This is a genomic window from Algoriphagus confluentis, assembly GCF_036245625.1.
In the GTDB taxonomy this organism is placed as follows: Bacteria; Bacteroidota; Bacteroidia; order Cytophagales; family Cyclobacteriaceae; genus Algoriphagus; species Algoriphagus confluentis.
This window is the reverse complement of record NZ_BTPD01000007.1, coordinates 162,929-184,797: the sequence shown is the minus strand read 5'-3', so window position 1 is coordinate 184,797 and position 21,869 is coordinate 162,929. Positions and strand designations below refer to the sequence as shown.

Sequence of the window (21,869 nt, the reverse complement as noted above, 5' to 3'; positions counted from 1 at the left end):
ATTTCAATAAACTAGATTCGTCAATTAAGAAAGACCCAATCTCCGAGTTCAAAATATGGAATTCCTAACCAACCCGTTTGCAAGCTTTCTCCTTTTTTTTGGATTAGCTGGAGGAATTCTTTCCATCGTATTGTTTATCCGGCTTCAAAACTCCATCAAGTGGATGGCCTTGACGCTGTTTGCATTTTCATTTTGGGGCTTCTTTTATGGTGTCGAGCTGGCCTCCAAAAGTGTGGAGGAAATGCTGATATGGAGCAAAGTACAGTATTTGGGACTTTTGGCAGCTCCTACCTTTTGGTTGATATTTTCACTCAAATACACCGACTTTGATCCCAAAAAACTCCAATGGATAGTTCCCGCTGTCTTTGTAGTGCCTGCTTTGACCTACTTTATCGTCCTGACCAATTCCATCCACCATTGGCACTACAAGAGTAATTGGCTAATCCAGTCCGAAGATTACTATTTCTTGGGCATAGAAAAAGGTCCCTGGTATTATTTCCAGACGGCCTATGCCTATTTGACCTACCTTTTAGGGACTGTTTTGCTATGGAAGAGATATCGATTTGCCAATAAGAGATTTAAGCTACAAACCAAGATTTTGATCGCCGGAGGGGTGATTCCGATTTTTGCAAACATTTTTTACCAAACTTCCCTTTTCAAACCTTACGAAGGTTTGGACTTGACTCCTTTTGCTTTTTTGACCTGCTATTTGATTTTGGGTTATTTTATCGCCAGGTTTAATCTCTTGGGGGTGCAGCCCATTGCCCGAGACCGAATTTTGGAATTGGTCACCCGGGGATTGATCGTCTTTGATTACAACCATCGCATTGTAGATTTCAACAGCGCCGCAAAAAAGCTCTGCACCCGTCCGGAGGATTTTAAGCTGGGCGCCAAGGCCAATCTCCTCTTCAGAGACAGGCCGGAAATCTTAACTCTTATAGATGAATTAGAACCCAAATCCATAGAAAGCAGCTTAGAAATCGAGGGAAACAAACTCATTCTCAAAATCGAATCCGTCCCGCTTAAAAACAAAAATCAAGTCTATTCCGGCACCTTGCTTCTCTTTGAGGATATCACGGAGTCCATTCAGACAAAAGAAAAACTTCAATTGCAAGCCCGGGAACTTCAGCAGCTGAATGACTTAAAGGATAAATTTTTTGGAATTATATCCCATGACCTCAAAGGACCCATTTTTGGAGTGAAAGAACTCATTCACCTCACCCAAAATGGATTGATTTCTGAAAAGGAATTTATAGAAATGCTTCCAGAAATTTCCAAAAACATGGAGCATGTAGCCATTCTTCTGGAAAATCTTCTGGCCTGGACCAGTTCACAATTAAGAGGAGAGTACCTCGAACCACAAACTTTGAATATTTCCACCCTGATCCGAAATCAAACCAATTTACTAAGCCGGATTGCAAAGGAAAAAAAGATCCGTTTACACCTGGAGCTGGAAGAAGAGGCTTTAGTCGTAGCAGACAAAAACATGATGGAGTTGATTCTGAGGAATCTGATTTCCAACGCAATCAAATTTTCGGATGCAGAGAGTGTCGTGAAAATTTCCACCCAAGTGGAAGAAAACTGGGCTACCGTATGCGTTCAGGATTATGGAGTAGGCATTTCTAAAGAAAACCTTGAAAAACTGAATTCCGGAGTTTCATTTACTACCCGCGGACAGAACAACGAAAGCGGAACCGGACTGGGAATGATTTTGGTCAAAGAATACATCATGAAAAACAAAGGAGAACTCAAAATTCAGTCCCAAAAGGGACAAGGTTCTAAATTTTGTTTTTCCTTACCCCTTGCCGAAATCCCCCATTCTCAAGATTGATCCAAATCCAATAAAAAGCGAAGCGTATCCACCTTGTCGGCATAATCCCATGGCATCGGCTCTTGGGCCCTACCGAACACAATCCGCTCCGGATGAGCTTTCGGATCTCCCACAATGCATTGTATTTTTTCCTTGACTTGCTCGATTTTGCTATTCAATTCTGCTTGGTCCGAGTAAATCTCATAGTAAAGTACAGCGATTGGGGACACCAATCCCTCACTTTCTTTCAATAACAAGAATCCATTATCCAGGTGAGATTCATTGTTTACCAGGTAGATGGCCTTATTGTACTCGTAATTATTGTGGTATTTGTGATTTTCCGACACGTACCGAAAACTCTCCAAATTATCCAGCAGCCGATTAAGCACCTGTTCATTGGGGACAAAAACTTTGGATACATTGCGGCAACCTAAGCCAAAGAAAGAGAAAATATCTTTACCCAGATCGGTCAATTCCCGATCCGACTCAGCTCCTGTTAGGATAGCTACAGAGGTCCTGTTGGAACGGATGATATGAGGGTATTTTCCGAAATAATAGTGAAAGTATCTGGAAGAGTTGTCGCTGCCTGTAGCAATATAGGCATACTTTCCCTTGAGCATTTCCTCGATCTGGATTTGATTTGAAAAAGCAGGTTCAATGGCCAAAAGTTGATCAATCAGCCATTTGGAAAAAAAAGCATCTCCTGAGCTCAATTTGACAGCAGCAATATGCCCAGAAATCAGGACACACATCAAATCATGAAATCCCACACCCGGGATATTGCCGGCCAATAACAATCCCAGAGTTTTGGGATTTTCTGGTTCAATCAGCGAATAGTTCGAAAGCCACTTTTTAAGATTTGACTCCTCAAGAAGAAGGCTTAAACCTCGGATAGCCTGACTCATTGATCTATTATCAAACCAGCTATTTGAATTGTAAGTTCTTCTAAACACGTCTTCTCTTTCCTCATCGCTCAAATTGGACAACTTCCTACCCAATTTGATCAGGCCTTCGACTCTTTTGGAGACAGGTAACGATTCCATCATGAGACAAAGGTACCCAAAAGGAAAAAAGGATGGAATTATTTTAAATTAATTAGTATGACAACTTTTTTGTTGCCTTAATGTTATTCACATAGTACTTTTGAAGAGAAATAATCGAATAGACCATGGCGATAATGATCACAGACGAATGCATCAACTGCGGTGCATGCGAACCTGAATGTCCGAATACAGCAATTTATGAAGGGGGTGTCGAGTGGACTTGGGGAGGAGGTACTTCTCTCAAAGAAGTCACCTTGGACGACGGAACAGTAGTCAGCGGAACAGAGAGACAAACTCCTGTCTCTGATGAATTCTATTACATCGTCACTGCCAAGTGTACCGAGTGCAATGGGTTTCATGAAGAGCCCCAATGTGCTGCGGTTTGTCCGGTAGATTGCTGCGTGGATGATCCTGACCACCGAGAGACAGAGGATGAATTATTAGCCAAAAAAGCTTACCTCCACGGAGATTAAAACCAAAATCAGCTGACGATACGCCAACAGCAGACCGTGAAGGTTTGCTGTTTTTTTTTGCTCGGGTAGGGAAAAAGTGGAGAAAGTCGCCGCAAGTCAAAAAATCATAATAGGGTTGAGATTCGATATTTATTTCTGATTTTTAACACTTTATACCCATTTTTTTACACATTTTCAAAAAAAAGGAAGTGCCGTTTTGAAATCTTAGTGGGTTTTCTTTTATCTTAGAACCTTAATTAAGAAAGTTTTAAAAAACCCCAAAAGAAAGCACTGTGGAAGATAATAGAGGTTACGACAGAGAGGAGATCTTCTCTAAAAAGGTAAAAGCAGGTAAACGGACTTACTTTTTTGATATCAAATCTACAAGAGGAAACGATTATTACCTCACCATTACAGAAAGTAAAAGAAGAATGAATGGGGATAGCTTCAGCTATGAAAAGCATAAAATCTTCCTTTACAAAGAAGACTTCTTCAAGTTTGTCAATGCATTGAATGAGGCTGTCGACCATGTCAAAAATGATCTTTTGCCTGATTTTGATTTTGAGCAATATGAAAACGAAGATTCGGAAAACGAAATGAACGACGAACTCAGATGGGAATGAGTAATGGTCTGAATGTTTTTCAATTCTTTTATATTTGAGGAGGCACTGCCTCCTTTTCTTTTGCCTTTATGCAGCGGTTTTTCCTTTATCTGATTTTATTCATAGTAGGCTTTCTGATTTTCGGATGGTACTTTTCCAATATTACCTCCTATTTGGTGATTTCCTTGATATTGGCAGCCTTACTAAGACCCCTGACCAACAGGCTGCATGACATTCATGTAATGGGACAACATATTGCTCGCTGGATGGCCATTCTTTTTTCCTTTGCAGTGATTTTTCTTTTGATGTTTTTGCTTAGCCTGTTATTCATACCCTTGATCAACGATCAGGTGGGAATTCTAGTGGGTTTGGATTTGGAGACCATTTATGACAAAATAAAAGGCCCTCTGGATACCGTAGAAAGGTTTCTTCATAGAAACAAGCTCATGGAAAACCAACCCGGCTTTTTACTCAATGAAATCAAAGATGGAGTAATTGAAACTGTAAAAAACATCGACTTTGGGGGATTTATACGGGATTTTATAGGCTTGACCAGCGGGATTTTCATTGGTTTCATGGCTGTATTTTTCATCACATTTTTCCTGTTGCTGGAGAATGGACTATTGCGAAGAAACTTATTGGACCTGATACCCAATTCCTATTTTGAAATTTCTGTGGCCACTTTTACCAAAGTGGAAAAGCTGCTCTCCAACTATCTGACCGGACTGTTTATTCAGCTATTATCCATCTTTTTTATTGCCAGTCTGGGACTTTCCCTGATGGGAGTGGAATATGCTCTCACCATCGCTCTTTTTGCCGCTGTTGCCAACTTGATTCCCTACGCAGGTCCCCTTCTCGGAACAGCTTTTGGAATCATCATTGGCCTATCCACCGGCTTTTTCCAGACTGAACAAGAGTACACCTACTTTTTTATCAAGATTGTCTCCGTATTTGCCGTAGTACAAATCACTGATAACGTGCTGCTTCAGCCGATGATTTTTTCCAAATCGGTAAAAGCGCATCCCCTTGAAATTTTTGTTGTTATCTTTGCCGGGGCAAAAATCGCCGGCATCCTAGGGATGATCTTTGCCATTCCGATATACACCATCTTCAGGGTATCTGCGATGGAACTGTATTCCGGATATAAATCTTACCGAATTTTCAAAATCAAAGCACAAAATTAATGGCTTTACAATGTGGCATCGTAGGACTTCCCAATGTAGGAAAGTCCACCTTGTTTAATGCACTTTCCAGTGCCAAAGCAGAAGCGGCAAACTTCCCCTTTTGTACTATCGAACCGAATGTGGGCGTAGTGACCGTTCCTGACCGAAGACTTCAGATTCTGGAAGGACTGGTGACCCCCCAGCGGGTAGTTCCTACCATTATTGAATTTGTAGACATCGCGGGATTGGTCAAGGGAGCTTCCAAAGGAGAAGGCCTTGGAAATAAGTTTTTGGCCAATATTCGGGAAGTAGATGCAATCATTCACGTAATCCGATGCTTTGAAGATGAAAATATCGTCCATGTGGCAGGCAGTGTAGACCCGATTTTTGACAAAGAAGTCATTGATACGGAGCTTCAATTGAAGGATTTGGAATCAGTGGAGAAAAAAATCCTGAGAATCGAGAAGGTTGCCAAATCTGGCGATGCCAAAGCAAAGAAGGAGTTGGAGACGCTAAACCAATTCAAGTCCGGACTTCAGTCAGGCCTCAATGCAAGAGCAATCGAAGTGGAAAAAGAAGACCTGGAAGCAGTAAGAGATCTTCATCTCTTGACCATCAAACCAGTCCTGTATGTAGCCAACGTGGACGAAGGAAGCATCCTAAGCGGGAATAAATATGTAGATGCACTTCGGGAAAAAGTAAAAGAAGAACATGCTGACGTGATCGTACTCTGTGCGGCCATCGAGGCTCAGATTGCCGAGTTTGAAGATGCAGAGGAAAAAGCCTTGTTTTTGGCTGAATATGGACTGGAAGAGAGTGGCCTCAATCGCCTTATTTCAGGCGCATACACCTTGCTTAACCTCATCACCTATTTTACCGCAGGCGTGCAGGAGGTAAGAGCTTGGACCATTCGAAAAGGCTGGAAGGCCCCCCAAGCTGCCGGAGTGATTCATACTGACTTTGAGCGTGGCTTTATCAAAGCGGAAGTAATCAAGCTTTCTGATTATCAGCAGTTCAAAACTGAGGCCGGGTGCAGGGAAAATGGAAAAATCGCGATTGAAGGAAAAGAATATGTCGTTCAGGATGGGGACATCATGCATTTTCGATTCAATGTTTGACTTTTTTTCAAATTTATTTGTACTTTTGGCATTGCTTATCCACCCAAAAAAGTAAGTATTTTAATAACATTTGTCTCATTTATTTTTAATACCCCGTGAGAGTTAGACTAATATTTTCACTAAAAAACAAGGGATCCTACCTTCCCTTTCATCACCAGTACATTCTGGCACAATTCCTTAAGGGATTGATCGTAAAAGGTGGGCGTGAAGAATTCTTCAACTACAACTACTTTAACTTTTCTGGCTTAAAAGGTCAGACTAAAGTGAGTAGAAGCGGCCTTCACTACTATTCAAGTTTGGTCACCCTTGTTCTCTCCTCTCAGAGTGAAGAATTCATGGATTACCTGCTTGAGCAAGTTTTTGCCACTACCAAAATTGAGTTGGGGAACCTGATTCTTTCTCCGGAATACACAGAGATTGAAACAGAACCGGAATTGGAAACTTCCAATAAGTTTGTCTGCATTTCTCCTTTGGTGTTGATCACCCCGGCATTCAATGAAGAAGCCGGTAAACGATTCATCAACCCCGACAGTGACGAGTTTTCTGACCTTCTATACGAGTCTACTTTGACCAGAATGGAAAGGTCAGGATGGTACACTCCTGAGCAGATGGAATCTTTCTACAAGTTTCAGGTCGTGCCGGACATGGTCTATGTCAACAAGCTGAAAGAACAACAGAAGAAGTTTGCCAGAATTTATGCCGTTTATGACATGGATGTGAAATATGAAGTAAGAGGTTATACCCTTCCGTTTACTTTGTATGCTGCGCCTGAGGTACAGGACTTCGTATTCAAATGCGGCCTAGGTGCCTTCACGCACAAAGGCTTTGGTATGCTGGATTTGGCCAATCACCCGTCTGGAAACCGGACTACTCCTTACAAGTTCAAGCGAGAAGGATTTGTACCTTACAAACCTACTGAGCGAGTAAGACAAAATGTAGCTCCAACGGATATGGAGGATGAATCCTCAGAAGAAAATCAAGATTCTTAAACATCAATATCCCCTTCTCCGAAGGGGATTTTTTTATAGCCTTCTTCGATTAGGTTGAAGATAAACATACCCCACTAGCTGATCATATCGGGAGCCTAAGCCCCTATAATAGACCATTACCTCATATTCATTTTCCGTTTCAAAATGGCTTCCTTCTATCGGGTCTGTATCCAGTCCTTCGGAAGTCACTTGTCCAAACTGATAATCGTACCAACCCTGCTTAAGGAGCAAAGAGGTGGAATAGACATTGTTTTTGGGGTCGTACTTCATTAAGGCCTCGGCTGTAGCGCCCCATTGAGTAAGAGCACCTATCATTTTGATCTCCCTGCCAGGGTCTCCTCTGAAATAAAACGTGGTGTAGATGTATTCACTCTCCACTTCCGGGTTTCCACCCAGGCGATCGTTGGTGTAGACAACATATTGCCCATTTAAATCCAGGTATTGAGAATAGACACCTCCGGGGCGAGGAGTGGCTAGTAAAGTCTCCGCAAAAATTATGGTCTCTTCTACCTGAACAGAGGCTACATTGACTCCTGTGGCTCTGATAAATCTCAAGTCCATGAATCGAAACTCATTTCCGGCTCGAAAAGTACTAGAGCCATCAAATGGCTCGAAGCGCATGGTCTTCGCATTTTGGTTCAAAAAAGTAGGTTTGCCAAGGTATTTTGCATTATCCCAACGCTGATTTTGCCTTATCAAAACTTTGATCTGGGTAGTGGGATCCACTACATCCACTTTGGAATAGTTCACCACAGCATTGATTTGCTGCAAGGCCCTTCGATCCTCTGTCTGCGTAGGAGGTACGACCGCCGCTCCTACAGTAAACAGCTCTTCAAACACCATGAATCGACGGGTAAGGATCACATCCTCCTCGTTCCTGTTACGGTACACTTGCAAAATATAATTCCCGGACTTGGTTACTTTGGGTACCTCAAAACGATAGTGGATGTAAGGAATCCTGGTATTGACCGAGTATTCGTAATCATCTACATTAAACTGATTGAAGTTTGGAGAAAAATCATTGTCCCTCAGCGAGGACTTTTGCCAGTCTGCATCGCAATGAATCAGTTTAGCAGTATACAGCTCTGGATCAAAAGCCAAATCATCGAAAAGCAAAACCAAAGGCCTGGAATCAGAAATACCGACTACCGGGGCATCAAGCATGCTTTCCTGATTGATCCCCAAAGGAAAAAGACGAACAGACTGGATATGCTCCGAATACACCTTGTCCTCAATAACCTGGCTATAGGAGAATGTAGACCAAAGAAGAAAAAAGAAAAGAAATGCTAGTCTTGTCCTCATAATTTAAATTAATAATTCCTGCCGTATTCCAAAATCCTATCCGATTTTTTCCTGCAAAGCAGAGACCTGCTCGACCAGTTCCTCCCATTTGGTATTGGCTTCCGCTAGATTTTTTTGGATATGCTCGTAGCTTTCCTGGATTTTTCGTGCCTTTTCTTCATCTGAATAGATTTCCGGATCGGCCAAGGATTCTTCCGTTTCAGCCTTCAACAGTTCCAAAGATTCGATTTCCTTCTCGATTTTTTCCACCTGCTCCTCCAGTTTTTTCAATTCACGCTTGGCCTGTTGCGTTTCCGGATCTTTCAGATTGGGAGTCGGTGAGTTAGCTTTGGCAGGTTTGGATTTGGACTCTTGAGCAGTACTTTCTGTCTGCTGACTTCTCCAAAACTCATATTCTTCATACGTACCGGGATATTCCTTGATTTCGTGATTCTCAATATACCAAATTTTGTTAGCTACCCCTTTGATAAAATGACGGTCGTGGGACACGGTAATGAAAGTCCCCTCATACTGCTGGAGAGCCTGAATCAAAATATTAACTGACTGAAAATCAAGATGGTTAGTAGGCTCGTCCAAAAGCAGGAAATTAGCTTCAGAAATCAGGGTTTTGGCCAAAGCCACTCTCGACTTTTCGCCTCCTGAGAGTACCTTGATTTTCTTAAATACCTCATCATTGGTGAAAAGAAAACATCCCAAGACGTTTCTAAGCTCGGTTTCGGTTTTTCCGCTTCCAGCTTGGGACATCTCTTGGATAATTTCATTATCTAATGTCAGGGCCTCCAATTGATGCTGAGCAAAAAAGGATTTGATCACATTGTGTCCCTCGGTACGTGTCCCCTCTATCTTTTCAGACCCGTCTATGATTCGAAGTAAAGTGGATTTCCCTTTTCCATTGGCTCCGATCAAGGCGATTTTATCCCCTCGTTCAATGCGAGCTGTAGTACTTTTCAGGATTTGTAAATCCCCGTAAGCCTTGGAAACATGGTCCAATACCACTACATCTCTTCCGGATTTCTGAGAAAATTTAAACTTGAAATTCACAAAAGCTTCATCATCCACCACCTCATGGACTCTATCCATTCTTTCCAGCGCTTTGATTCTGGACTGGACCTGATTGGATTTGGTAGCTTTAGCCCGAAACCGCTCAATAAACCGCTCCGTCTGCTTGATCATCTGCTGTTGATTCTCATAAGCGTTTTGCTGGAGCTCCATTCTGAGCTTTTTCTCCTCCTTATAAAAAGAATAATTACCCGGATAGGTGGTCAGAGTCTGATTGGCCACTTCTACGGTTGTGCTGATGCAATTGTCCAAAAAGGTCTGATCGTGAGAGACCACTACTACAGCACCTTCGTAATTTTTCAGGTAATTCTCCACCCATTGGATGGATGGTAAATCCAAGTGGTTGGTGGGTTCATCAAGCATCAAAAGAGAAGGCTTTTCCAAAAGCAGTTTGGCAAGCATGACCCGCATTCTCCAACCTCCAGAAAACTGACGTAATGGCTTGGAGAGATCGGCTGTCTTGAAACCGATGCCTTCCAGTACTTCTTCTGCTTTAGCTTTGATGGTATATCCTTCGTTGCTTTCAAACTTGTCTTGTAGCTGGGCTAGCTTATTAATGATTTCATCCGAATAATCGGTCTCCATCTGCTTAAGGACCCAGTCGATTTCCTCCTGAAGTGCCAAAGTCTCTTTGAAAGCTTCCAAAGCCACATTGAGAATCGAGTCGTCTGACTGATAGGAAAGCAAATCCTGATTCAGAAAGCCAATCGTACAGTCTTTTGCCTTTTGTACCTCCCCCGTGGTTGCTTGATAGTCTCCATTGATTATTTTGAGCAAAGTAGACTTACCTGTACCGTTTTGCCCTACAAGGCCTATTTTATCTTTGGGTTTGATATGTAAATTGGCATTTTCATAAAGCGCACGCCCGCCGATGAAATAGGAAAGATTACTAATCGATAACATGCCTCAAAAATAACCAAAGGCCCGTTTATACCGCTTTTCTGGGAAAACAATCTGAAAGGTTTTAGCTTAAATGCTGTAAATAAAATCATCTATGAGACTATTTCGAATTTCAATCCTATTCCTCTCGCTTACCCTAATCACCCTTTCCGGGAGTTGTCAAGGGAAGCTCTCTCAGGTCAAAACCGCCAATAGCAGCAACAAAAGGGACATCAGATCAGCAAAAGCGGATGTCAAACTGGATCAAATCCGTCTTCTTCCCGGGTTTAAAATAGAGGTTTGGGCAGCAGACGTACCCAATGCACGCTCTATGGCCATGTCTGAGGAAGGAATTGTCTTTGTCGGCAACAGACAAGGAGACAGTGTCTTTGCCCTCGTCGATGAAAATGCCGACGGCAAGGCTGACTCCAAATTCATCCTTGCTGAAGGACTGAGGATGCCCAATGGAGTAGCCTACAAAGATGGTGACCTCTATGTGGCAGAAGTCAGCAGAATTCTCAAGTTCAAAGACATCAAAAACAACCTCAACAATCCAAAATACGAGGTCATTTACGATGGATATCCTACGGAAAGACATCATGGCTGGAAGTTTATCGCCTTTGGTCCGGATGGGATGCTCTATGTACCTGTGGGCGCCCCATGCAATATCTGTGAATCAAAAGATGAAATTTTTGCCAGCATCACCCGATTGGATGTAAGCAAAGCAGGAAGCAAACCAGAAGTATTTGCTCATGGAGTCAGAAATTCGGTCGGCTTTGATTGGCATCCTGTAACCAAGGAACTTTGGTTTACCGATAATGGGCGAGATATGATGGGAGATGATATTCCCGACTGTGAATTGAACAGGGCCACGCAAAAAGGACAACATTTCGGCTATCCGTATTGGCATGCTGGGAATGTGAAAGATCCTGAATTTGGAGAAAAAGGAAAGGATGCCTCTGCCTACGTGGCACCTGTTGCCAAATTGGGTGCTCATACCGCCCCGCTTGGAATGCGGTTCTATGTGGGAGGTATGTTCCCAACGACATTTAAAAACAACGCAATTATTGCCAAGCACGGAAGCTGGAATCGCAGCAAAAAATCAGGATACGAAGTGGATTGGGTTCAGGTAAATAGCAACGGTCAGGTTACTGAAAGAAAAACATTTGCCTCAGGTTGGTTGGACGATGCAAGTCAGGAAGTATGGGGACGCCCGGTAGATGTGCAGGAGCTACCTGATGGAAGCATCCTGATATCAGACGATATGGCCAATTGCATCTATCGAGTTACTTACTCTAAGCCCTAAAAAAAGGGAAGATATCATCTCCCCTTTTCTCTTTTATTTCAACCAATCCGGCTTGGTCGTGATTACTTCAGCCTGGAGCTGATTGAGCAAATTATAGAGACCAAAATAAGTTCTGTTGATATACAATCCATGTCTGGACCCTCTCGCTTGCCGTGACTTTTTAAACATCTTGTCGTTGGAAATACGATCTCCCAACTGAAAGATCTGCTCAAAGTAGCTATCATCTGAGAAATCAAATCGATCCGCATTAAAAGGTTTGCCCAATAGAGAAATCATTTCCTTAAAGACACCTTTGAAATAGGTCTTTTCTTCAGGGGTGTCCTTATCTGAGATAAAATCCAAAGAATAGAATATCTGATTCAACTCCTCTTCTTTTACTGCCAGGTCTTTTTTTATCAAAGAGAAATATCCCTGATAGAAATCCTTCGGAATGACTTTGACACATCCAAAATCAATGATTCCCAATTTGCCATCCTCTTGAACAATAAAGTTGCCTGGATGCGGATCAGCATGTACCTGCATCAAATTGTGGACTTGATGATGATAAAAGTCCCACAAGGCTTGTCCGATTTGATTTTTTAATTCTTGAGAAGGATTGGTTTCCATCCATTCCTTGATATGCTTTCCGGCAATCCAATCCATTGTAATCACCCGCTCAGCACTAAATTCATGATAATACTTGGGAAATCGGAGATTGGGGATATGTGCACAGGCGGCAGAAATCTCCTGAGAACGCTCCACTTCCAAGTGATAATCTGTCTCCTCCACCAATCGCTCCTCCACTTCCTCCATGTAGTGATCCAGTTCCTTCTCATTCATATTGAGCAATCTCAGCGCAAACGGACGAACCAACTTAAGGTCAGAACTTACCGAATCTGCCACTCCCGGGTATTGGATTTTTACTGCTAGGGTTTTTCCATTAAGCGTAGCCTGATGTACCTGCCCAATTGAAGCTGCATTTACTGCTGAGCGGGTAAACGTATCAAACATTTGCTCAGGAGTTTTTCCAAAATATCGCTGGAAAGTTTTCACCACCAAAGGATAAGATAAAGGAGGCGCAGAATACTGGGCCATAGTAAATTTATCCTGATACGCTCTGGGCAACAGATTTTTGTCCATGGACATCATCTGAGCCACTTTGAGAGCAGACCCTTTTAGCTGACTTAGCGAGTTATAGATATCTTCGGCGTTACTTTGATGAAGCACTTCCTTGTCCAAAGATGGATTGACCATTTTCTTGGCGTAGTGCTTCACATAATTTCCACCGACTTTTGCTCCTGTGGAGATAAATTTGGCCGCCCGCTGCACCTTGGAAACCGGGATTGCTTCCTGCTCTTTTACTTTTCCAGCCATGATTTATTTGTTTTGATAGAGAAATTTGGCAAAATCCAAGAAGCTGTCCAGCGCACTTTTCCCCATGAGGTCAAAAGCCAAATTGACGGATTTTTCGATAGCGGCATCGGTCTTTTCGAATCGTGGACTTCGGTCATCCAGCCAGTATCGGAATACGAACAATACTTGAAGCCAAAGGGCTTCGTCATATTTGTCAGAAATAATCGGACGGCTGGCTATTTCCTGAGTTTCCTTTCCTTCCAGGATGATTTCTCCTGCAAAATCCTTGAACTTCTCTTTGAATTCACGGGAATCAGCAGGCAATCCTTTGAATGACTTGGACTTATCTTCGTACAAGCTGAGGAGATACGATCTGTTTTTCTTCAGTTCTTCAATCCAGGTGAAAAGGAAGGAAAGAAACTTCTCTCTGGCGCTGTATTCTTTAAATACTTCCTGACTCTCTACAGCCTGAAGGGTGGAATCATAAATCGAAACCCAAATGGCAGATTTAACAGACTCAAAAGAAGTGAAAAAGGTATAGAACTCTTCCTCTTTCATTTTGAGGTCTTTGGTAAACTTGAAAATGGATTTAGGCTCAGCCCCATGCTCCAAGACATAGGTTTTGAATCCATCCAAAATCAATTGCTGAATGTCTTTCTTTGAAGTTTTTTTGACAGTTGTCTTTTCCATGAACTTATTGGTATTCTTGTCTATAACATGCAGTCCAGCCAACTGGTTTAGGGAAAAAGAAAAAAAGCCGGAAAAGAATTCCGGCTTCTGATTTACTTGAACTTGGAAAGTCAGGATTTTACTTTCTCTACGACCAAATTGTGATTGGTGTAAATGCAGACATCAGCTGCTATATGAAGACTTTCCCTGACCATTTCTTCTGCGCTTAGTTGAGGTGCAAATTTCTTCAAAGCTCTTGCCGCGGACTGTGCAAACATACTTCCGGAACCGATGGTGGCGATTTCCATATCTGGCTCGATTACGTCTCCAGTACCGGAAATGATCAGAATATCGTCTTTGTCAGCTACTATCATCATAGCTTCAAGTCGGCTGAGCATTCGGTCCATTCTCCATTCTTTGGCTAATTCTACAGCTGCTCTTTTCATATTGTTGCCAAAGGAGTTGAGCTTTTCTTCAAATTTTTCCAAAAGGGTAAAAGCATCTGCTGTAGAACCAGCAAATCCGGTGATAATTTTTCCTCCTTGAAGTACACGTATCTTTTTTACTGAACTTTTGGCAACTGTATTTCCCAAAGTAGCCTGACCATCTGCTCCGATGACTACTTCACCATTGTGCCGAATAGCCACTACTGTTGTTGATTTGATTTTTTCCATGAGGTAAAAGTTTTTGGATATTGGTTATTGAGTGATTGGCCATCAAAAATAAGACAAGGTCGATATTGATTACTCAATCAGAATTTCAGGAATCTACCCACCAATAACCGTTCTAAATGCAAAAAGTCCTGCAAAACCAGGACTTTTTGACAGCTATATTTACTATATCAATATTCTGACTGGATCTTCAAGCAAACTTTTCAGGGTCTGCAGGAATGCAGAACCTACCGCACCATCCACTACTCTATGATCGCAGGAAAGCGTCACTTTCATCACATTTCCAATCTTCATCTGACCGTCTTTGACTATGACGGTTTCTTTGATTCCGCCAACTGCCAAAATACAGGCATCCGGTGGATTGATGATCGCTGTGAATTCTTCGATTCCAAACATACCCAAATTGGAAATAGTGAACGTGTTTCCTTCCCAATCTTTAGGCTGCAATTCCTTGTTCTTTGCTTTTGCTCCCAGCGTCTTCGCCTGATTGGAGATTTGAGAAAGAGAAAGATTGTCAGCAAATCGAATCACAGGCACAAGAAGACCTTCTTCTACTGCTACCGCCATACCGATATGGATATGGTCGTTGTATCGGATTTTATCACCCAACCAGCTTGAATTCACTTTTGGATGCTGTCTCAATGCCGCAGCGACAGCTTTGATGACCATATCATTAAAGGAAATCTTCACAGGAGAAATCTCGTTCATGCTCTTTCTTGCTTCCATGGCTTTATCCATATTGATTTCCATGGTCAGGTAGAAGTGAGGAGCGCCAAACTTGCTTTCAGCCAATCGCTTCGCAATGGTTTTTCTCATCTGAGAAACTTTCTCCTCTCTGTAGCTTTCTTGGCCGATTGCTGGTACAGAGGATGCTCCAGGTGCTTGGATCGCAGTAGGAGTTGCAGCCGTAGGAACAAAGTTTTCTACATCTTTTTTCACTATTCTTCCGCCTTCTCCTGAGCCGGGAACCTGACGAATATCGAATCCTTTTTCTTCAGCGATTTTTTTAGCCAGCGGTGAGGCTTTTACTCGCTCTCCGGAGGCAGATTGGACTGGCTGTGATTGAGATGGAGCTTCCGCTTTCACCTCTTTCTTTGGCTCTTCTTTAGTCTCAGTCTTTGGCTCTTCTGAAGCTTCCTCAGCAGATCCACTCGCTTCATGAGCCTTGAGCAGCGTTTTGTAATCTGCACCTTTTTCTCCGATGACTGCAATGACCCCGTCTACTGGGACGCTATTGCCAGCTTCTACCCCAATATATAATAGAACCCCATCTTCATAGGATTCCAGTTCCATGGTCGCTTTGTCGGTCTCTACTTCCGCGATGATTTCACCGGCCTTGACCGCATCACCCACCTTTTTCAACCAAGATGCAATCGTGCCTTCCTGCATGGTATCACTCATCTTAGGCATGGTGATCACTGTAGCATTGATATTGGATGTATCAATTTTTTCGGCAGCTTTTTCAGATTTCTTAGGAGCCTCAGCTTTGGGCTCTTCCTTTTCCTCTTTTTTGGCAGGAGCCTCAGAAGATCCGTTTAGAAGATGTTGATAATCTTCCCCCTTTTCACCGATAATTGCGATAATCCCGTTGACAGGGACAGAATCTTTTTCTTTTACTCCTATATATAAAAGTACACCTTCTTCATAGGATTCCAGCTCCATGGTTGCTTTGTCGGTCTCGACCTCAGCAAGGATATCTCCAGGTTTTACAGAATCTCCTACTTTTTTCAACCAAGAAGCGATCACCCCTTCTTCCATGGTGTCACTCATTTTTGGCATTCTGATTATTTCGGCCATAGGTAATTTTTCGAGCTTGTTCGTTAATAAAGTGTCCAAAAATAGTTTTTAAAAACGCTTTATTCAAATTTATATCTTCTATTTTGAGCATGGTTTTTGGGTAGAAGGAGCAATGCCTGTCATCAGCAATTCACAGTTCGTGCGCCCTAAGTGGCTCTTCAATGGACACTTGGAGACCATTTATCCCGCATTTTTTAGAAAAGTATCTCCACAAAAACCCCATAATGAAAAAATTAAAACTTCTGATGGTGATTTCTTGGAGCTGGATTGGTATTCACAAAGCAGTGAACGATTGGTAATTATCAGCCATGGATTGGAGGGCAACAGTACTCGTCCCTATATGTTGGGAATGGTCCGTGAGTTTACTCAAAAAGGGTTTGATGTACTCGCTTGGAATTATAGAGGATGCGGAACAGAGATGAATCAAAAGCCTATTTTTTACCACAGTGGCGCCACCTATGATCTGGATACAGTAATCGATTACGCAAGTAAAAAATATCAGGAAATCAACTTGATCGGCTTCAGCTTGGGGGGAAACCTGACATTAAAATATTTGGGAGAAAACAGAACCAGAAGTCAAAAAATCAAAAAAGCAGTTGCGATTTCTGTTCCGGTAGATCTTGCTAAATCCTGTGATAAAATTTCTTCAGGAGAAAATATCATTTATTCCAAGCGGTTTCTATCTACGCTGAAGGAAAAGGTGCTTAGGAAATCCCAGTTGTTTCCCGGAGAGTTGCCAATCCAGAATTTATCCAAAGTGAAGACGATCAGAGATTTTGACGATTATTTTACCGGCCCTTTGCATGGGTTTCAAGACGCGGCAGAATATTATGAAGTCAATTCATCGCTTCAGTTTTTGACCGAAATCGAAGTCCCTACCCTTCTACTCAATGCTCAAAATGATCCTTTTTTAAGTGAAACCTGCTTTCCCGTCAGAATATGTAGAAAATCCGAAACGGTACATCTTGAAATCCCAAAACATGGGGGGCATGTGGGCTTTACTCCAAGGCATGTGGAAAAAAGCCACTATTCAGAGCAGAGAGCTGTTGAATTTATTGCAAGCGATCTCTAACTTCCCCAAAATAACCAAGACACCCCGATCATGTGTGGAAGATATTCACTTAGCAAAAGCAAAATAGACCTCGAGGAAAGATTTCAAGCGGAAATGCTCTCCGACTTCAAGCCTAGGTATAATATTGCTCCCACTCAGCTAGTACCAGTTATCACTTCAGACAGTCCCAAAGGATTTTCATTTTTCTACTGGGGTATCACGCCTGACTTTGGCCAAAATAAACCCGTGGCCCAAAAACTGATTAATGCAAAAGCTGAAACAGTCCACGAAAAAGTTTCTTTTAAGTCGTCCTTTCAAAGTAGAAGATGTCTTGTTCCCGCCGACGGATTTTTTGAATGGAAAAAACTGGGCAAAAAAACCAAAATCCCCTATCGATTTACCCTTCGGGACGAATCTCTTTTTTCCTTTGCAGGAATCTGGGAGGAATACGAAGGACTCAATGGAGAAATTCAACATACTTTCCTGATTTTGACTACCACACCAAATTCTGTAGTAGAAGAAGTGCATGACCGGATGCCTGTGATTTTGTCTAGAGAGAATGAGAAAAAGTGGCTGGATAAATACAGCAATGAAACTGAGCTTTTGGCTTTACTGAAGCCAGCATCACCCGACCTGATGCAAAGCTACACCGTATCCCCATTAGTGAATTCAGTTCAAAATGATTCTCCTGGAATTATCCGAAGAACTTCTCCCATGGATCAACATGGGAATTATACGCTGTTTGGTTAATTGAGGATTCTAGTCAAGTTCAGAGGTTTTGAAACCCAAAAAACTGAATCCGTATAATTTTCGCAGGTAAACAAAAAGTAACTCAAGTTTTCTTTGAGTTCAATTTTCCCTAATGAAGGAAAATCGGATTCAAAACTACTTTTTCGATGATGCACAAAAACTCCTTTAAACTTGCCCTCAACGATCCAAGTCAATTCAAAATCCTTAAAAAAATCAGCAGAAATGCCTTCCTCCATCATAATTAAAGAATATGGATTTCGAATAATGACTGGAATCGTATCTAAATTTTTCTTAATATCTCCAATTCCGAAAGGTATAACAGTTGATGAAAATAGAGGTGGCTTTTCCAGGAATTCGTTTGATACAAGAACTTGATAATTTCCATTTTTAAGGATTAGTTTATTCAATCCAAATTTAAGATTGTGGACTTTTAAAGTGTCGTTCTTTTCAGATACAATCAATGCGGAAAACCTTGTCCTAACAGCATACTCTTTTTGTGGCAAATTGACACAATCACCCAAAACTCTAACGTTTATAGGGTCAATTATGGGATGGGGTTCAAACCCTACAGAATCAATCAAATTTAATATAAAAAAGTCTTCAATCTCTGGGCTAAAATTTTCTGAAACCTTGTCCACATCGACAACTTGTTTTTCGGTATCAATACATGAAAAAAAGAACACCAAACTGAGTAAGACTAAGAAAAAGTACTTCATAGGGTTTATTCTGGCAAAAATGTAATCTGCGACACATCTTCAAAGTAAAGAATTCCTCTTCCGCTTGGAGAGCCGATGCAAAGTATGTATCTATATTGCTGATTTTCAACAAAATCAACCACTTGAGTTTGATCTCTGTTAAATAGGTCTATAATTTGCAATCTCTCTTCTCCAACTACCTTTGAATAAATGTAAAAATAGTCAGGTGATGAAAAGAGTGGCTTACCTTCTAATTGGGGGACGCCTGCAACATTATTATTTTTGACCACCAATATGGCGCTGTAAGGATTTTGTAGGGTTACTACCCCACTTTTTGTTTTGGAATAATCAATAACGGATGAACCCACTAAGTAGAATTCCTGACTATAATCAGGTAGTCGGAAAAAATCGTCGAAGGTTTCTGGATTTCCATCCGAGTAGGACGTCACAATGACATTGTATTCCTCCAAAGGAATCGAAAATTCTCTTTGTCCAGGAATTACATTCTCAAAAAACAGAGTTTTTCCACCGTTTGTAGGAATGAAAAAAACGTTGAAAACGGATGGAACTTGATGTAGAAAATTACCTGGCATTTCACATTCTACAGGTGGAATACAATTTTGAACCTCATTGTTGAGTTGGATTCCCCTGATTTCTACCTCGCCAATTCCGGATTGGAAAAATTCAACATCCAAGCTGCCACTTCCTTTATACGGAATGATAAACCAAAACTCCGTTTTTGCAGGAACCTGAATTCCATCAATGGTTTCAGAAATACCCTCTATTGAAACCGTTAAATTTTGAATCGGAACACTGGTTGGATTCACTATTCTAATCCTATGGCCCAATCCTGGGATATCATGAACTGATTCTACAAAAGGATTGGCTTGGTTACTTTTTGTCTGAATCACAAAAGAATTAAGTTGTGAACAAAAAGGATCAAACTCCTCTTCCGAACAGTTTTGTTTGATGTTGTTCAGGGAAAAAGCCTGAGAGCTAATATTCCCATTTGGCCTTCTCCATTGGACTACCGTATTGGATTTTGTTGGGATAACTAGAAACAAGGCGGACCTTTCAGGAACTGACAGACCGGAGAAAAGTATTGTTGAACCCTGAGAAACGATTATTTGTGTTAATTCTTCATTCGTCGGATTATTAATTAAGATTCGATGACCTCCCCCATTTGCTAAATCATGAATTGAAAACACCCTGACTACAGGACTTGGAATGTTCGGGAGAAAAAAAAGTGGAAGACTGGTACAAAGTGGGTTGATTTGTCCGTCAATAAATGGGCTAAATGTGGTTACTCTACCTCCAATTGGAGAGTTTGAAGTTAAAACAGGATTGATTGTGACAAGAGAAACTTTACCCATTGACAAATCAGACATAACTTCCTCACTCTCTGAAAAGCAAGAGAATAAAGAAAAAAGAATCAGAAAACAACCAATGGATTTAGATCTCACCTGAGTCGAATTTAAAATAAATAAAGGATCTCCTGTTATGAACAGGAGACCCAATTAAACAAACAGTTTTGTCTGATTACCTGATAATCACATCATTGCTTACGGAGAATACATCCTCTCTCAGAATGATTAGCTCTGAATCCAGGCATAGCAAGAATCTATATTGCTGGTTAGCAACAAAGTCCTGAGGCCCTTGATCTTGAGAATCTCCTCGGATATCAAGGATACCAACCGTCTCATTGCCATCTACCTTGCTGTAGATATAGAAATACTGTGCATCACCAGATTGTACAAGAGGCTGTCCATCGAGGTTTGGAATACCATCTAGCTGGTAATTATTAGCAACAAGAATTGCAGAATAAGGATTTAGAGCGGTCACATTGGCTGTGGATACAGATCCGTAATCAATCACTGCAGAACCCACCATATATAGCACCGAAGAATAGTCAGGAAGATTATTGTAGTCATCCAAAGTATTTGCATCTCCATCGTCATAATTGGTCACGTAGACGGTGTATTCTTGAAGTGGAATACTTACTACGAGAGGCGTTAAATAATTATGGTTCTCAACTTTTACGGTCGGTCCACCATTGGTAGGGACAAAATAAACATCAAAGATGGCAGGTGCTACGTGGGTGAATGGAACGAATTCACAAGGATCTCCTGAGCAAACGGCCCTTTTTTGATTATTTATACTTGGTGTTGCAGTACCTCTACTTTGATTTACCGCCCCACCTACTTGGTCATACCTTAAGGTCATTCCATTTCCGGATTGACCAGGTTCGTTCATTAAAACCCACAAATCAGTTCCCGCAGGGACATTTGGAAGTGGATAGTTAAATCCACCCCCACCTGTGATTCTGACATTTTCCCAATCAAAAGAAGTAGGATTTTCTATTCTAAACTTGAAACCCAAGAATGAATTAGCATCATTTACGTCCTGAAATAAAGAGCCTTGGAAAGAGAATGAAACGTTTGAGCGAGTTGCTGAAACAAAAATAAACTGTTCATTTTCGCAATTTGGCTGAGTTGGATTGTAATTACAGGCCACCACTGTGGTTTCATTACTACTTGCAGTACCTCTAGATCCACCATCCCAAAAAATAGACACTCCAGCTGCTGGTCCGGGAGTAAGGAAAAATACTTCTTTACCCGCACCCAATACTGAAGTTGTCCAAATGGGTGTATTCCCACCTACTCGGACTTGAACATTGGTTAAATCATTTGCAGTTCCATTTCTCGCCCGCCACTTGTAACCAATAAGTCCTCCTTGCGCATTGACCAGTTTATTGATGAAAGTGATTCTTACGGCATCATCAGTACCTTCAAATTCAACAGTTACCTCTTGTTCGCTGCTACAGAAGGGATTAGTAGATCCGTACGGGGTATACTGGCTCAATCTGGCTCCTATAGGAGAGCTACTAGATAATACGTTGACTAGATTCAACGCAACCTGCCCCTCTTTTAATTGTGGAGCAAAATCATCTTCCTGATTACAGGAAACTAGGAGAAGACAGCCAACTACAAAAAGTGTCAGCCCTGAAAGTAATTTTTTCATGAAATAGAATTTTGATTAAAATAAATTTTTAAACGTTTTTATGTATTTGAAATACATTTTCAAATATATATTCCAAAAAAAATTATGCAAATTAATTGCACCTATTTTTTTAAAAAAAAAATTTATTTTCCATAATACGCCTGACTGTAAGCTTTTTTAT

Annotated in this window: 20 protein-coding genes; 9 read left to right on the top strand and 11 right to left on the bottom strand. The window is 41.4% G+C overall.

Annotated elements, in window-relative coordinates:
- Positions 1-55: 55 nt before the first annotated feature.
- On the top strand, positions 56-1,831 hold the full coding sequence (locus AAA943_RS12125; RefSeq protein WP_338224523.1) for a sensor histidine kinase: 1,776 nt from the start codon (positions 56-58) through the stop codon (positions 1,829-1,831).
- On the opposite strand, the gene AAA943_RS12120 is transcribed toward AAA943_RS12125, so the two are convergent.
- On the bottom strand, positions 1,822-2,856 hold the full coding sequence (locus AAA943_RS12120) for an acyl-CoA reductase (protein WP_338224522.1): 1,035 nt from the start codon (positions 2,854-2,856) through the stop codon (positions 1,822-1,824). The two genes, AAA943_RS12125 and AAA943_RS12120, sit on opposite strands and share 10 nt — an antisense overlap.
- Before the next feature lie 122 nt (positions 2,857-2,978).
- On the opposite strand from AAA943_RS12120, the gene AAA943_RS12115 reads away from it, so the two are divergent.
- The 5 genes from AAA943_RS12115 (at position 2,979) to cas6 (ending at position 7,177) form a co-directional block, all read left to right on the top strand.
- A complete protein-coding gene (locus AAA943_RS12115) occupies positions 2,979-3,326 on the top strand; it encodes a 4Fe-4S binding protein (protein WP_338224521.1) in 348 nt (115 codons plus the stop codon).
- A 272-nt stretch (positions 3,327-3,598) separates the two neighbouring features.
- Entirely contained in the window at positions 3,599-3,928 is a 330-nt protein-coding gene (locus tag AAA943_RS12110; protein ID WP_338224520.1) for a DUF3276 family protein, read from the top strand.
- A gap of 68 nt (positions 3,929-3,996) precedes the next feature.
- Positions 3,997-5,091: an AI-2E family transporter gene (locus tag AAA943_RS12105; RefSeq protein WP_338224519.1), complete on the top strand. Its 1,095-nt coding sequence runs from the start codon at positions 3,997-3,999 to the stop codon at positions 5,089-5,091.
- Entirely contained in the window at positions 5,091-6,188 is a 1,098-nt protein-coding gene (ychF, locus tag AAA943_RS12100) for a redox-regulated ATPase YchF (RefSeq protein ID WP_338224518.1), read from the top strand. The genes AAA943_RS12105 and ychF overlap by 1 nt, the downstream gene beginning before the upstream one ends.
- Before the next feature lie 95 nt (positions 6,189-6,283).
- On the top strand, positions 6,284-7,177 hold the full coding sequence (gene cas6, locus AAA943_RS12095; RefSeq protein WP_338224517.1) for a CRISPR-associated endoribonuclease Cas6: 894 nt from the start codon (positions 6,284-6,286) through the stop codon (positions 7,175-7,177).
- 33 nt (positions 7,178-7,210) lie between these two features.
- On the opposite strand, the gene AAA943_RS12090 is transcribed toward cas6, so the two are convergent.
- Together AAA943_RS12090 and AAA943_RS12085 are read right to left on the bottom strand one after the other, a co-directional pair.
- Positions 7,211-8,479, bottom strand: a complete 1,269-nt coding sequence (locus AAA943_RS12090; protein WP_338224516.1) for a type IX secretion system plug protein — start codon at positions 8,477-8,479, stop codon at positions 7,211-7,213.
- A 36-nt stretch (positions 8,480-8,515) separates the two neighbouring features.
- A complete protein-coding gene (locus AAA943_RS12085) occupies positions 8,516-10,441 on the bottom strand; it encodes an ATP-binding cassette domain-containing protein (RefSeq protein ID WP_338224515.1) in 1,926 nt (641 codons plus the stop codon).
- Positions 10,442-10,532: 91 nt separating this feature from the next.
- Between AAA943_RS12085 and AAA943_RS12080 the strand changes: the two genes are divergently transcribed.
- Positions 10,533-11,723, top strand: a complete 1,191-nt coding sequence (locus AAA943_RS12080; RefSeq protein WP_338224514.1) for a PQQ-dependent sugar dehydrogenase — start codon at positions 10,533-10,535, stop codon at positions 11,721-11,723.
- A 33-nt stretch (positions 11,724-11,756) separates the two neighbouring features.
- On the opposite strand, the gene AAA943_RS12075 is transcribed toward AAA943_RS12080, so the two are convergent.
- The 5 genes from AAA943_RS12075 to AAA943_RS12055 form a co-directional block, all read right to left on the bottom strand.
- Positions 11,757-13,076 carry an ABC1 kinase family protein gene (locus AAA943_RS12075; protein ID WP_338224513.1) on the bottom strand — a complete coding sequence of 440 codons (1,320 nt, stop codon included), beginning with the start codon at positions 13,074-13,076 and terminating at the stop codon, positions 11,757-11,759.
- Positions 13,077-13,079: 3 nt separating this feature from the next.
- Positions 13,080-13,745 carry a TetR family transcriptional regulator C-terminal domain-containing protein gene (locus AAA943_RS12070; RefSeq protein WP_338224512.1) on the bottom strand — a complete coding sequence of 222 codons (666 nt, stop codon included), beginning with the start codon at positions 13,743-13,745 and terminating at the stop codon, positions 13,080-13,082.
- A gap of 110 nt (positions 13,746-13,855) precedes the next feature.
- Positions 13,856-14,398 carry an ATP-dependent protease subunit HslV gene (hslV, locus tag AAA943_RS12065; RefSeq protein ID WP_338219083.1) on the bottom strand — a complete coding sequence of 181 codons (543 nt, stop codon included), beginning with the start codon at positions 14,396-14,398 and terminating at the stop codon, positions 13,856-13,858.
- 162 nt (positions 14,399-14,560) lie between these two features.
- Positions 14,561-16,192: a pyruvate dehydrogenase complex dihydrolipoamide acetyltransferase gene (locus tag AAA943_RS12060; protein WP_338224511.1), complete on the bottom strand. Its 1,632-nt coding sequence runs from the start codon at positions 16,190-16,192 to the stop codon at positions 14,561-14,563.
- On the bottom strand, positions 16,158-16,283 hold the full coding sequence (locus tag AAA943_RS12055; protein ID WP_338224644.1) for a hypothetical protein: 126 nt from the start codon (positions 16,281-16,283) through the stop codon (positions 16,158-16,160). Before AAA943_RS12055 ends, AAA943_RS12060 begins: the two co-directional genes overlap by 35 nt.
- A gap of 21 nt (positions 16,284-16,304) precedes the next feature.
- Here AAA943_RS12055 and AAA943_RS12050 point away from each other — a divergent pair, with 21 nt between their 5' ends.
- Positions 16,305-17,264 (top strand): YheT family hydrolase, encoded by a 960-nt coding sequence (locus AAA943_RS12050; RefSeq protein ID WP_338224510.1) that lies wholly within the window; start codon positions 16,305-16,307, stop codon positions 17,262-17,264.
- 30 nt (positions 17,265-17,294) lie between these two features.
- Positions 17,295-17,993 carry an SOS response-associated peptidase gene (locus tag AAA943_RS12045; RefSeq protein ID WP_338224509.1) on the top strand — a complete coding sequence of 233 codons (699 nt, stop codon included), beginning with the start codon at positions 17,295-17,297 and terminating at the stop codon, positions 17,991-17,993.
- Here the strand turns inward: AAA943_RS12045 and AAA943_RS12040 are convergent.
- The 3 genes from AAA943_RS12040 to AAA943_RS12030 form a co-directional block, all read right to left on the bottom strand.
- Positions 17,990-18,709 carry a hypothetical protein gene (locus AAA943_RS12040; protein WP_338224508.1) on the bottom strand — a complete coding sequence of 240 codons (720 nt, stop codon included), beginning with the start codon at positions 18,707-18,709 and terminating at the stop codon, positions 17,990-17,992. The two genes, AAA943_RS12045 and AAA943_RS12040, sit on opposite strands and share 4 nt — an antisense overlap.
- A gap of 5 nt (positions 18,710-18,714) precedes the next feature.
- Positions 18,715-20,151, bottom strand: coding sequence for a hypothetical protein (locus tag AAA943_RS12035; protein WP_338224507.1), 1,437 nt, complete (start codon positions 20,149-20,151; stop codon positions 18,715-18,717).
- Positions 20,152-20,227: 76 nt separating this feature from the next.
- Complete coding sequence (locus AAA943_RS12030; protein ID WP_338224506.1) at positions 20,228-21,709, bottom strand: hypothetical protein; 1,482 nt, start codon at positions 21,707-21,709, stop codon at positions 20,228-20,230.
- Between the last annotated feature and the right edge of the window lie 160 nt (positions 21,710-21,869).